The 10,114-nt window shown below is 62.9% G+C and carries 26 protein-coding genes; 19 read left to right on the plus strand and 7 right to left on the minus strand.

The window, feature by feature from the left end:
- From NKJ13_RS08045 to NKJ13_RS08075, 7 genes are all read right to left on the minus strand, one after another.
- Nucleotides 1-462, minus strand: a complete 462-nt coding sequence (locus tag NKJ13_RS08045) for a hypothetical protein (RefSeq protein WP_352777591.1) — start codon at nucleotides 460-462, stop codon at nucleotides 1-3.
- Nucleotides 462-833 carry a hypothetical protein gene (locus NKJ13_RS08050; protein WP_502901891.1) on the minus strand — a complete coding sequence of 124 codons (372 nt, stop codon included), beginning with the start codon at nucleotides 831-833 and terminating at the stop codon, nucleotides 462-464. Before NKJ13_RS08050 ends, NKJ13_RS08045 begins: the two co-directional genes overlap by 1 nt.
- Nucleotides 830-1,153 carry a hypothetical protein gene (locus tag NKJ13_RS08055; protein WP_352777594.1) on the minus strand — a complete coding sequence of 108 codons (324 nt, stop codon included), beginning with the start codon at nucleotides 1,151-1,153 and terminating at the stop codon, nucleotides 830-832. Before NKJ13_RS08055 ends, NKJ13_RS08050 begins: the two co-directional genes overlap by 4 nt.
- Nucleotides 1,150-1,707, minus strand: coding sequence for a GcrA family cell cycle regulator (locus NKJ13_RS08060; protein WP_352777595.1), 558 nt, complete (start codon nucleotides 1,705-1,707; stop codon nucleotides 1,150-1,152). The genes NKJ13_RS08055 and NKJ13_RS08060 overlap by 4 nt, the downstream gene beginning before the upstream one ends.
- Nucleotides 1,704-2,162 (minus strand): hypothetical protein, encoded by a 459-nt coding sequence (locus NKJ13_RS08065; RefSeq protein WP_352777597.1) that lies wholly within the window; start codon nucleotides 2,160-2,162, stop codon nucleotides 1,704-1,706. Before NKJ13_RS08065 ends, NKJ13_RS08060 begins: the two co-directional genes overlap by 4 nt.
- Nucleotides 2,162-2,827, minus strand: coding sequence for a hypothetical protein (locus NKJ13_RS08070; RefSeq protein ID WP_352777599.1), 666 nt, complete (start codon nucleotides 2,825-2,827; stop codon nucleotides 2,162-2,164). The genes NKJ13_RS08065 and NKJ13_RS08070 overlap by 1 nt, the downstream gene beginning before the upstream one ends.
- A 130-nt stretch (nucleotides 2,828-2,957) precedes the next feature.
- Nucleotides 2,958-3,182: a helix-turn-helix domain-containing protein gene (locus NKJ13_RS08075; RefSeq protein ID WP_352777601.1), complete on the minus strand. Its 225-nt coding sequence runs from the start codon at nucleotides 3,180-3,182 to the stop codon at nucleotides 2,958-2,960.
- Between NKJ13_RS08075 and NKJ13_RS08080 the strand changes: the two genes are divergently transcribed.
- The 19 genes from NKJ13_RS08080 (at nucleotide 3,181) to NKJ13_RS08170 (ending at nucleotide 10,034) form a co-directional block, all read left to right on the plus strand.
- The gene (locus NKJ13_RS08080) at nucleotides 3,181-3,633 is read left to right on the plus strand and encodes a hypothetical protein (protein WP_352777603.1); all 453 of its coding nucleotides are present in this window, start codon (nucleotides 3,181-3,183) and stop codon (nucleotides 3,631-3,633) included. The two genes, NKJ13_RS08075 and NKJ13_RS08080, sit on opposite strands and share 2 nt — an antisense overlap.
- A gap of 136 nt (nucleotides 3,634-3,769) precedes the next feature.
- Nucleotides 3,770-4,222, plus strand: a complete 453-nt coding sequence (locus NKJ13_RS08085) for a hypothetical protein (RefSeq protein ID WP_352777605.1) — start codon at nucleotides 3,770-3,772, stop codon at nucleotides 4,220-4,222.
- Nucleotides 4,223-4,334: 112 nt separating this feature from the next.
- Nucleotides 4,335-4,520 carry a hypothetical protein gene (locus NKJ13_RS08090; RefSeq protein WP_352777607.1) on the plus strand — a complete coding sequence of 62 codons (186 nt, stop codon included), beginning with the start codon at nucleotides 4,335-4,337 and terminating at the stop codon, nucleotides 4,518-4,520.
- Complete coding sequence (locus NKJ13_RS08095; RefSeq protein ID WP_352777609.1) at nucleotides 4,517-4,663, plus strand: hypothetical protein; 147 nt, start codon at nucleotides 4,517-4,519, stop codon at nucleotides 4,661-4,663. Before NKJ13_RS08090 ends, NKJ13_RS08095 begins: the two co-directional genes overlap by 4 nt.
- Nucleotides 4,663-4,854 (plus strand): hypothetical protein, encoded by a 192-nt coding sequence (locus NKJ13_RS08100; RefSeq protein ID WP_352710871.1) that lies wholly within the window; start codon nucleotides 4,663-4,665, stop codon nucleotides 4,852-4,854. The genes NKJ13_RS08095 and NKJ13_RS08100 overlap by 1 nt, the downstream gene beginning before the upstream one ends.
- The gene (locus NKJ13_RS08105) at nucleotides 4,851-5,237 is read left to right on the plus strand and encodes an HNH endonuclease (protein ID WP_352777612.1); all 387 of its coding nucleotides are present in this window, start codon (nucleotides 4,851-4,853) and stop codon (nucleotides 5,235-5,237) included. The genes NKJ13_RS08100 and NKJ13_RS08105 overlap by 4 nt, the downstream gene beginning before the upstream one ends.
- A complete protein-coding gene (locus NKJ13_RS08110) occupies nucleotides 5,237-5,458 on the plus strand; it encodes a hypothetical protein (RefSeq protein WP_352777615.1) in 222 nt (73 codons plus the stop codon). Before NKJ13_RS08105 ends, NKJ13_RS08110 begins: the two co-directional genes overlap by 1 nt.
- Complete coding sequence (locus NKJ13_RS08115) at nucleotides 5,455-5,697, plus strand: hypothetical protein (protein WP_352777616.1); 243 nt, start codon at nucleotides 5,455-5,457, stop codon at nucleotides 5,695-5,697. Before NKJ13_RS08110 ends, NKJ13_RS08115 begins: the two co-directional genes overlap by 4 nt.
- Nucleotides 5,697-5,915 (plus strand): hypothetical protein, encoded by a 219-nt coding sequence (locus tag NKJ13_RS08120; protein WP_352710879.1) that lies wholly within the window; start codon nucleotides 5,697-5,699, stop codon nucleotides 5,913-5,915. Before NKJ13_RS08115 ends, NKJ13_RS08120 begins: the two co-directional genes overlap by 1 nt.
- Before the next feature lie 38 nt (nucleotides 5,916-5,953).
- Nucleotides 5,954-6,169: a hypothetical protein gene (locus NKJ13_RS08125; RefSeq protein ID WP_352710882.1), complete on the plus strand. Its 216-nt coding sequence runs from the start codon at nucleotides 5,954-5,956 to the stop codon at nucleotides 6,167-6,169.
- The gene (locus NKJ13_RS08130) at nucleotides 6,166-6,291 is read left to right on the plus strand and encodes a hypothetical protein (RefSeq protein WP_352769908.1); all 126 of its coding nucleotides are present in this window, start codon (nucleotides 6,166-6,168) and stop codon (nucleotides 6,289-6,291) included. Before NKJ13_RS08125 ends, NKJ13_RS08130 begins: the two co-directional genes overlap by 4 nt.
- Nucleotides 6,288-6,545 carry a hypothetical protein gene (locus tag NKJ13_RS08135; protein ID WP_352622304.1) on the plus strand — a complete coding sequence of 86 codons (258 nt, stop codon included), beginning with the start codon at nucleotides 6,288-6,290 and terminating at the stop codon, nucleotides 6,543-6,545. Before NKJ13_RS08130 ends, NKJ13_RS08135 begins: the two co-directional genes overlap by 4 nt.
- The gene (locus NKJ13_RS08140; protein ID WP_352710887.1) at nucleotides 6,538-6,720 is read left to right on the plus strand and encodes a hypothetical protein; all 183 of its coding nucleotides are present in this window, start codon (nucleotides 6,538-6,540) and stop codon (nucleotides 6,718-6,720) included. The genes NKJ13_RS08135 and NKJ13_RS08140 overlap by 8 nt, the downstream gene beginning before the upstream one ends.
- Nucleotides 6,720-7,022, plus strand: a complete 303-nt coding sequence (locus NKJ13_RS08145; protein ID WP_352769913.1) for a hypothetical protein — start codon at nucleotides 6,720-6,722, stop codon at nucleotides 7,020-7,022. Before NKJ13_RS08140 ends, NKJ13_RS08145 begins: the two co-directional genes overlap by 1 nt.
- Complete coding sequence (locus NKJ13_RS08150; protein ID WP_352777618.1) at nucleotides 7,015-7,392, plus strand: hypothetical protein; 378 nt, start codon at nucleotides 7,015-7,017, stop codon at nucleotides 7,390-7,392. The genes NKJ13_RS08145 and NKJ13_RS08150 overlap by 8 nt, the downstream gene beginning before the upstream one ends.
- Nucleotides 7,392-8,567 (plus strand): DUF5131 family protein, encoded by a 1,176-nt coding sequence (locus NKJ13_RS08155; RefSeq protein WP_352777620.1) that lies wholly within the window; start codon nucleotides 7,392-7,394, stop codon nucleotides 8,565-8,567. The genes NKJ13_RS08150 and NKJ13_RS08155 overlap by 1 nt, the downstream gene beginning before the upstream one ends.
- Nucleotides 8,564-9,583 (plus strand): hypothetical protein, encoded by a 1,020-nt coding sequence (locus NKJ13_RS08160; RefSeq protein ID WP_352777622.1) that lies wholly within the window; start codon nucleotides 8,564-8,566, stop codon nucleotides 9,581-9,583. The genes NKJ13_RS08155 and NKJ13_RS08160 overlap by 4 nt, the downstream gene beginning before the upstream one ends.
- Nucleotides 9,580-9,852: a hypothetical protein gene (locus tag NKJ13_RS08165; protein WP_352777624.1), complete on the plus strand. Its 273-nt coding sequence runs from the start codon at nucleotides 9,580-9,582 to the stop codon at nucleotides 9,850-9,852. Before NKJ13_RS08160 ends, NKJ13_RS08165 begins: the two co-directional genes overlap by 4 nt.
- Complete coding sequence (locus tag NKJ13_RS08170) at nucleotides 9,849-10,034, plus strand: hypothetical protein (protein ID WP_352777626.1); 186 nt, start codon at nucleotides 9,849-9,851, stop codon at nucleotides 10,032-10,034. Before NKJ13_RS08165 ends, NKJ13_RS08170 begins: the two co-directional genes overlap by 4 nt.
- Nucleotides 10,035-10,114 lie beyond the last annotated feature (80 nt).

The following is a 10,114-nucleotide window of genomic DNA, read 5'->3' on the forward strand; positions in this document are numbered from 1 at the left end:
TCAGTCCTCGCCGATGACGCGGTAGGTAGCAGACGTGCCCATCTTGCCTTTGCGCACCGTCTCCAGCAGGCCCGCCTCGATTAGCGCGAGAACCAGCCGCCCGGTCGATGCGTGGTCGCAGCCGATGTCTTCGGCGAGCAGGGTCTGGAAGCGCTGGACGTGGCCATTTTCGCCGGCATGAACGCGAAGCGTGCCCCACAGCTTCGCGGCCATCAGCGTGACGTGATGGCGCTTGCTGAATTCCACGGCATCGAATCCGGCAGCATCGAAGGTGGCCAGCTTGGGCGCGTTCGGCCTGGCGTCGAGTATGGCCTCGAAATGCCGCTGAACGAACGCCGTCACGCTTATGCCGGCCTTGCGCGCCGCCGCTTCGATCTTGGCGCTGGTCGCACGGTCGCACCTGACCGAATACCGGTAGACGGCATCGGCACGCTCGGCTTCCTTGAATCCAAACCCGCCCATCAAAACCCCCGCGGCGGCACGAAAAGGCAGATCGTCTTCCCGTCATTGGCGCCGGCGACCGAACACCAATGGAACTTGCCGTCGGGGCTCCGCCTGACCTTCGGATCGGTCATCGCGATCAGTTCGCCGGTGCGGCGGATCTCGTAGCCGCGCGCGCCCTCGACGATGTCGGCGTCGGGGACCTCGCGGCAGTCATAGCCGGAGCAGCAGGCGAATGGATAAGACCAGCCTTGCGGCATAGCGGCAGTTGGAATCGCCTCGTGCGGGAAGGCGACGTCGCTGCCGAATATCATCGAACAGGCGACGCCATAGCCGACCGCAAGAACGGCAGCGGCGATGGTGGCTCTTACGGTGAAGAACGAACGCATCATTTTGCCCCTCCCTGCTTGCGCCATGCCCTGAGGATCATCGTGACCAGCGACAGCCTGACGCCGGTGGCGGTCGAGATCGCTGCCGCATCGCCCTGCCCGGCGCAGGCAAAGACCAGCGTCACCTGCCGGTCGAGTTCGGCATCGCTGGCCGGATCACCGCGTTCCTGCCCGATGCGCGCGGCGAAGGCGGCGTCGAACAGCAGCTTGGCGTAGCCCGTCGGCGACATGCCCTGCGAGCGTGCACGCTTGGTCACCGCATCGAAGACCTTCGGCGACACGGCGAAGGCGAACTGCTTGCGCTCTATGGTGTCAGGCGTCATGCCGCCTCCGCCACGAACAGCGGGCGCACACCGGCGCGCAGCGCATGGTGCGGGCAATAGGAACTGAAGCTCGCAGCCTTGCCGCAGAACAAATGCTTTTCCCCTTGGGCGGCATTGTTGACCGGCCAACGGCATTCGCCATGGCGCAACTCTTCAAGCGGAATGTGCCGGGCAGCGGCGTCATATGCATGAGGCTTGAGGCCATCGACCGGCCGTCGCGCCGGTGGCGCAAACACCGGGTCGAGCGCCCTCGCCTCCTTCTTGCTGCGGATGTTACCGGGATGGAGCCGAGCCTCCGGTTTCGGCGCGCGCGGCACCGAAGGCGCTTGGGGCACAGGCGATCCCGCCGACGGCTTTCCCGATGGTCCGCTCAGGCCGATGGCCGCCAGCACCTTGTTGCGATGCACGATGCCGATGATGGCATTGCGCGAGACGGCGCAGCCTCGTTGCCTTGCCAGCCGGTAGGCGATCTGGGTCGCCGAGAGGTTCTCGCCCAGCCAGTCGGCGATGAGGGCAATCTCCGCCTCGGAATAAGTGCTTGGATTCGTGATCATGCCGCCTCCACCTTCGCCTCGATCGCTGCGATCGCCTGGCGAAGATCGGCGAGCTCATTCAGGATCCGTTTCTTTGCCGATGGCGTGATCGTCTGGTCGGCGATGCCGGCCATGATCGCCGACACCGCTTCCGAGGCCTCGCGGTGCAGGCGCTGCAGATCGTCGAGGTCGAGGTTTTGGCCGGTGCCCTTTTGCTCGGCCTTGACCAGGTCATAGCCTTGCAGGGCGGCCAACGTGCGCGTCACCGCCGGGTCGCCGGCGGCGATCTCGAGGTCGAGCACCACGTCGATGCCGGCGTGCCGGTCGTCTTCGTGCGGCGCGATGTAACGCGACAGCATCGTCGCGTTGACCCGCGTGACCGTCTCGGCGAGATTGCCCGCGCCGATCAGGTCGATGACGCGCGCTACTGCCATCTTCAGGCTGTGACGCTGCTTGTCGGAGGATGAGCGAGACATCAGCGGCCTTTCCCAAACCGGTTGAGGCCGGTGCGGTCGAACGCCGGCACTTCGTGGAAATCGTCGGAAATCGTATTTGCGTGACGCTCGCCCCCGTCGGATTCTATCTGGCGGGCAAGCGAGGGAATCCCGATGGCTTCGGCATACACACAGATGGCGCGAGCGATGATCTCTGCGGCGGGCAAGCCCTTGGCGGTGACCGCTAGATTGAGGATCAGCGCTACTGCCGGTTTCAGCTCGAGCGAAAGGGTGACCGCGCCGGGGCCGGAAGAGGCAGTCTTCAACTCCGGCGCGGTCTTATCCTGCCCCGTTGCGGCGCAAGGACAGGATTCGGTGAAATGGGAAAATGCCGCCGAAGCCGGGAGGTCTTGGGCTTCGGCGGCAGTCGCGGTCTCCTGGGAGGGAGAGGAAATGGCGGGGAGGTCAGCCGAAGCCGCCTCCCCTTCAAGGCGGCCCTCACGATCCGCAAGCGTCCTGCTACCTATGCCGGCAAGGGAGGCTTCGGCTTGCGGACCCGCCCCCAGGGATGGCTCATCGTTGATCGAGGGCCTCTGTGCATTCGAGAAGTCGGCGCGCCGCGGCACCAGGCGCTCGGTGAAGCCGGTGCCAGCAAGGCGGGCGCCGCAATCCGCGGGGACCGTGGCAGTGGCGAGGGGCGCCTTCATGGCAGCACCTCGACGGCATCGCCATTAGATTGGATGATGCGCGGGCCCGCAAAATGGTTACGGCTTAAGGTTACCAATCGGTTTCTGTGGAAAAAACCGGCCCATTGGAGCATTTGAGGGGAATGGAAGGTCATTGCTCAGCTGCGATCGGATCTGAAGTGAGCAGCGCATCTGTGGTGCCTGCATCAGCCGCAGCAGCCAGGATGACCAGCAGCCGCAACACGGGGCCGGACAGCGTCTGGCCGTTTTCCATACGGGAGATGCTGGAGCGGTCGACGCCGAGATATTGCGCCAGCTGCTCCTGGGTCCAGCCGATACGTTCCCGCAGTGCCTTGACTTCGAAAGACTGATTCATGTCGCGTAACGTGCATAACGCACACCACCTTGTCAACGCGAAACGCACACCGGTTTCGTGCTTTATGCACATTATGCCATTTGATGACCGCCCAGATCCCGCTAAGAGACTGCAGATCGCTCGAGAAAACGCAAAGTTTTCCAGCGCCAAGGCGGCAGCCGAGTTCTTTGGCTGGAGCGTACATACCTATCACCAGCACGAGAACGGCCTACGCGGTTTCGGCCGTGCCTCGGCCAAATATGCCAAGGCCTTCAAGGTTTCGGAAGGGTGGCTGCTGACCGGCGAAGGGCCGGGGCCTGGCAAGCAGAGGAGCATCGACCAGCGACTATCGCAGTTGCGGCTCCAGCGTCCCGACATTGCTGACTTGATCGCTGACAGCATCGAGAAACAAATCGATACGGCGTTCGAACACTCGGTCGGAACCGAAGGCGCTGCGCGCAAGAAGCAGTGAATTAACCATCTATTTACCGCGCCAAAAAAAGCTTCGGTTGAAAACTCTTTCATGCGTCGATTTTTTATTTGATTCGTCGACTGGTTCTCCTGCTTGTTCAAAAAATAGGCAGCAAGAACACTAGGCGGGCACGCATATGGACAAACTGGTGATCAGCAGGTTTCCTGCTGAAACCGATACGATTTCCCCGAAACCGGAAGATCAAGAAGTGCTGGGATGGCAGACAATGGTCGAGCCGGACGGAAGCGCGATGACATTGACCCTGCATACATCCGAAGGGAGCAGCCGTTTCCTGGTCCCGTTCGGTCAGGCGTCCGGTCTGGAAGCGGAAGTACACCAGGCAGCACTCTTGATGCTCTACCGCCAGACCGCCGCACCAAGCGCCTCGCACAATCCGATCGACGATCTTATTCGCGCCGCCCTGCGGCCATCGCGAGTGTCGGCTGGGATCGACCGGTCGAACGGTGACCGCCTTTTCTTGCAGGAATTCGGCGGCGAGCGCCTGCCGCGCATAATCCGTATGTCGCCTGACGCGGTCAATGATACCATCACCGAGCTGTCGGCCGCCGTGGCATCCAACGCCAACTGACGACCGCGAATCGCACGCAAGCAGGCTCTCTCGTGTGCGATACGCACTTTTCTGTTGACATAGCTGTGTGCGTAATGCACGCTTGTTATCTCGAATGTTTCGGGAGGCAAGAGTGTCGAACAAGCCCAAGCAGTGCCCATTCGCGCATCCGATCAAATCCGGCTCGGCAATAGAGCCGATCAACAGTCATTTCCATGGCGTCTGCCGGGATTGCGGCGCTCAAGGGCCGGAGGCCGACAGCTTCGCCGAGGCCTTGGAGGCATGGAACGCTCGCCGTGGCGGTGACGGCAAACAATGAACACCGCCGAAAAGCTGATCGCGCTGGCCGACGCGTCGCCCAAGGTCTTCGACTGGATATCCCTGCAACTCAAGGCAGGTCGCAAGCCGTCTGAGATCCTCGCCGATCTTGAGCCGTCACCATCCTTGGCGGAGGCCCGCTGATGGCCCACCGCAACAAGTATCTTGTACGTGCCGTCCGCATGCTTCGCGAGATGCATGACATGGGCTTTACGGTCGACATCATCGCCGAGATAGCGATGACAGGCCGGGAACCCCGCACACATTCCCCAGAGGATCGTGAGATCGTCAAAGGGGTCTACCTCGATTCGCTGCCGCCGGAGTTGCGGCAATGAAATCGTCCCGTATCACCGATCCTCATGGCGGTAGGAGCGTTTCCGAATGGATAGGCTCGACACCCGACGCAACGGTTCCCGACTGGGTGCGCGATCGCATCTTCGTTCGCGCCGGGCGCCGTTGCCATATTTCCGGCCGCAGGATCCGGCCCGGCGAAGGCTGGCAGATCGAGCACATCAGGCCGCTGTCTCTCGGCGGCGAGCATCGCGAGAGCAATCTTGCGCCGGCGCTGAACCTCTACCACCAGGCCAAATCGTCGATTGAAACCGATCTCCGCGCCAAGGCCGACCGCCAGCGGCGCAAGCACGACGGCACATGGCCGAAGCCTGTCCGCCCGCTGCAATCGCGCGGATTTCCCAAACACCACGAGGAGCAACGCTGATGCCGACGTTCCGCATTCATTTCGCCGACGGGACAAAGGTCCATGTCGACGCCGAAAGCGCGGCCGAGGCCAGGAAGATTGCCGAGCGGAGACGCATCGGCATCATCACCAAGGTGAAGCTGGCTAGCGATCTCCAATTTCCTTCGACCACGCTCGCCTTTGCGGTCAGCTTGATGTTCGGCCTGACCTTCTGCGCATGCTGGATGGGAATACCGGCATGACCGCGCGCGATGCCATTGACCACCTCAACCGCAGCCGCTCGCAGATCCGCGGCGAACTGCCCGACCGCGCGCCGCTCGACTACCTCGAGCGCATGTTCGACGATGTCGAGTTCGAAGCTGAAGAGCTGCCGCCGCTCGGCGCTCGTCCGCTCTGGGACTTTCAGGCAAAGTTCCTGATCGTCCTCTTGATGGCGGCGCTGGTCGTTGGCGCCATCGGCTGCTGGCCGAGGCTCGACTGATGAACGCCCGCCTCAATCGCACGCCGCCCCGTGAACTGATTTCGGTGCCGCCGCACGGCAACAAGCAACTGATCTGCGACCAGTGGCCGGAGTGCATGTGCCGCGGCGACTGCCCCGACGATACGGTCAGAAGTCCAGTCGCCTCAGGCATCCTTGCCGTCCTGATGATCGCAGTGGCCCTGATCATCGCTGGCCTGTTCTATGTGGGGCTGCGCTGATGACTAGGCTTGGTCCACGTCCAACACCAGGCGAGCAATTGGCCGACGCCATCAACATGGCGAACCGCCTATTCCCCGGCAAGCATTGGTTGTTCGCCAAGGGCCGTGTCCGGGTTGATGAGCCGCTCTACGGCTTTCGCGTTTTTGAGCCTGGCAACACGGAGACGGTCGTCGCTGAAAGCGAACATGACGATCCCATCGAATGCGTAATGATGGCTATCGATGTCGGCCGGGCAAAAAGGAGGCCGAGATGATGAAGGCCGCCATCATCCTAGCGTTGCTGTTCCTGTCGGCTTGCACGACGACCGAGCCGCACGACTTCGCCGCCGAGCAGCTCGGCGCGCTCGGCCCGCTGCTGAAGGGCGAGCGGCCATGAGTGCGGCGAGCGATCTGCACGATCTCCTGTCCGGCCGCTTCGTCCGCGAAGTCATCGGTCCCGCCATCAAGGGCGGCGCGACCTATGCGGAGCTGATGGTCCTCTTCGAGACCGTCCAGTTCGGCATGATGGAGGTTCTGCACCGTCACTACGAGCTGGCGCCCGCCACCGCAGTCAGCCTCTGCGAGGAAAGCCTGCATAGCGCCATCGAACGCTTTGCCGGCGCCAGGAACAAGGATGGCGCCCGTGGCTGAATTCCCCCCATCCCAGTCCACCGAAGCGAGCTTGCCAGGTGAGGTGCCCGGCAAGGTCGAAATGTTTGAAGGCCGGCTTCAGACCGTGGTCGATGCCGCGCGCACCGGCTGGTGGCGCTTTCATCAGCGCTACGACCGCGACAGCTACTGCGACAACCCGGGAAGGGGTTACTGATGGCAACACTGGAAGAGAAGCTGGTCTTTGCCGTGTCCCCGACCGGGCAGGGCGATGGCGTTCCGCTCCTCATCGTCGGCGTCCCGGCCGGCGCATGGGAGTACATGAAGGACGGCAAGACGCACCACTTCGACCTGACCAAGGCCGGGGTGCCAGTGAAGTTGCTGTTCTTCGGCGCCGCCACTCACGCCGCGGCGATGAAAGTCATCGACGACGCGATGAAGGCGAGCGGCACCGCCTATCTCGACGAGCGCCGTACCGACTTCTCAATCAAGCCGAAGCGGGGTGGCGGCAATGGCTGACCACTTCAACGGCCACATCAATCGCGAGGCTTTCGAGAAGGTGCTGCGCGAGGCTTTTTCAAACATCCCGCCGGAGGCAAAGGCAGCGCCTGTTTTGGCGTGCCAAGCCCGTGCGGTCGAAGTTTCAGTCCAGTTCGCTCTCTTCATCGCGGACGAACTGAATGCCGGCACCAGCGCCACCGTTCTTCTCGATGCGGGATCGCGCGTGATCGGCGGCATGGTCGAGAACTTCGCACGCGGTTTCGCCGCCGATGCGGGCGAGGACATCCTCTCAACCATCCTCGAGCGCGTTCGATGGGCGACAACGTCGGACGATGACGATTTCGAAGTGTCCGTGAAGCGTCCGCAGGTCAAAGGCGGAAGAGCGTGATGGCTGACAAATCCGCCATCGAATGGACCGACGCGACGTGGAATCCCATCGTCGGCTGTTCGATCGACACTACTGGCTGCATCCACTGCTATGCCATGAAGATGGCTGGCCGGATCGAGGCGATGACGGCCGCGCTTCGGGCCAAGGGCCAGACTGGCGCGCCGCATTATGATGGCACCACGAAGGTTGTGAACGGTAAGACCGTCTGGACCGGTAAGCTGGCCATGGCGCCGGATCATATCCTGACCGAGCCTCTGACCTGGCGCACGCCGCGGCGCATCTTCGTCAACTCCATGGGCGACCTGTTCCATGAAGACGTGCCCGACGAGTGGATCGACAAAGTCTTCGCCATCATGGCACTGGCACCGCAGCACACATTCCAGGTGCTGACCAAGCGCGCCAAGCGCATGCGGGAATATCTGGCAGCTTCGCGCGCCAGTCCGGTGGCGTTGGAAGCGATGGAGATCACGCTCTTCGATCACTTCGCCAATCCGGCCTCCGAGGTTGGCAAAGGCTGCATCATCGCCGGCGACATCCCACACCTGAAAGTGTGGCCCCTCCCCAACGTCTGGCTCGGGGTCTCCGCCGAGCGCCAGCAGGAAGCCGACGAGCGCATCCCCGAGCTGCTGGCCACGCCGGCAGCGATCCGCTTCGTCTCCGCCGAGCCGCTGCTCGGGCCGATCGATTTCACGCGCATGCGGCCAGCGCCCGAAAGGCAGATCTACGGTTTCCCGAATCTCGACGCGCTCCGCGGCGCATGGTTCGTCGACGGACATCGGCCAGACGACGAAATTCCCGATACCGCCGTTCGCATCGACTGGATCATCGTCGGCGGCGAGAGCGGCCCCGGCGCGCGGCCCATGCATCCCGCCTGGGCGCGCTCGATCCGCGACCAATGCCAGGCCGCCGGCGTGCCGTTTTTCTTCAAGCAATGGGGCGCGTGGGCGCCCGGCAACTGGGCGTTCGATCTCGACGACCATCTGCATTTCTTCCCCGACGACGAGCGTGTCCCAGTCATCGGTCTGAGCGATCATCAGCGTGCCCAGGCGCGCATGATCTGGTCGGAGGACGATAAGACGCCCGAGGGCCGCGGTTTCCTCAACGTCGGCAAGAAAGCCGCCGGCCGGCTGCTCGACGGCATCGAACACAACGCCATGCCGGAGGTGACAGCATGACGCGCGCTCCGCTCGATATCCGGATTCACGACGCCAGCATCGGGATCTGGCAAGACAATGCGCAAGATGCCAGTTTCCGTTCCGAGGTGTACGGCGTCTTGATCCGCCAGATGCGCGACCGAGGCTGGTCGATCAAGCGCGATCCCGGCATCCATTACCGGCACAAGTGCTTGAGCCCGAGCTACCGCCTTGGCGCACGCGGCACGCTGCGCTGCGCGATCGAGATTTCAGGCCGTGCGGTGAAGGTCGAGTTCTGGTCGGTGACGGCACCTCAGGTGAACCAGAACGGCAGGCGATACGACTTCGACCGGAAGGCTCGCATGCACCACATCGAGCAGCTCCGCGTGGTGCTGGAATTCCGTCGCATCGTAACTTGGCTGGAGACGATAGCTCCGGTGAAAGTGTCCCGCTCCGAAACCCGCGATATGTCTCCGATGGAGCGTATCGAAAAGCGTTACGCCGAGAGCTGGCACAAGGACAAGGTGCTCGGGCGTCCAACGTGGAGCAGCGAATCGCAACGGAAGTCGCAGGACGGGAGTTTGCTCGAACACGGCCAGACGGTCTGGATACCCGACCACAAGGGCCGTCTCGTCCGAGGCGTCGCCTACTACAACATCAACAATATGTGGTGGGTGGTGGCCGGCGGGCAGCTTTATAACGAGGGCTGCCATTCGCTGTTGACTGCGACGCCTGCCGATATTCGCGCAAAGCGCAACCAGCGCGCCCGCCGGCGGCGGCTCGAGGAAGAACTGGCGCTCGCCATCCGGCGCATGAATTTCCAGCGGGCCGAGACACTGAAACGCATTCTGTTCGGCGGCGATGCCACTTTCATGATCTGGGCGCGCGATCACAACGCCTACTACCGCGCCCAATACGCAGGCTACACCACCGACGTCATCAGCGCCGGCAAATACACGCGAGCGGAGGCCGAGGCTGAATGCCGACGGGTGCCGCATGAATTGTCGATAGTCGACCAGGACGGGAGACACACCCGATTCGACAAGGTGGCAGCATGACGCCGGTACAGCGCGACCTCGCCCGCCACGCCATCGGCCTCGACGGCCGGCACAAGCAATCCTTCCGCAACCACTTCGTGACAGGCGAAGGCAGCGCCGACCATCCGCACTGGCTGGCCATGGTGGAATCTGGCCATGCGACGAGGCGTCGGTGCTCAATACTCACCTGCGGCGACGACCTTTTCCGCCTGACGAGGGCCGGTGCCGAGTTGGTGCTGGATCCTGGCGAAAGCCTAAATCCAGATGCTTTTCCGGCGGTGCTGGCATGAAGGTCATCGCCTTTGCCCAGCGCTGCGCCGGCATCTCTCTCGCCGCCCTGAAATGGTCGCACGACACCCTGTCAACGGAACCGGTGCACGTCGACCAGGAAGAGAACCCCGACACCGTTACCCGGTTCATCGCCGAGATGCGGGAGCGTCTCAACTACATCGAAGAGAAACTGAATGGCTGACCACATCAACATCAGAGCCCCACGCCAGCGCGACGGGAACGCCGCTGGCCGGCTGCTCGACGGCGTCGAGAACAACGCCA

Origin of the sequence: Mesorhizobium sp. M0174, from assembly GCF_040322275.1 — a bacterium.
Taxonomy (GTDB): domain Bacteria; phylum Pseudomonadota; class Alphaproteobacteria; order Rhizobiales; family Rhizobiaceae; genus Mesorhizobium.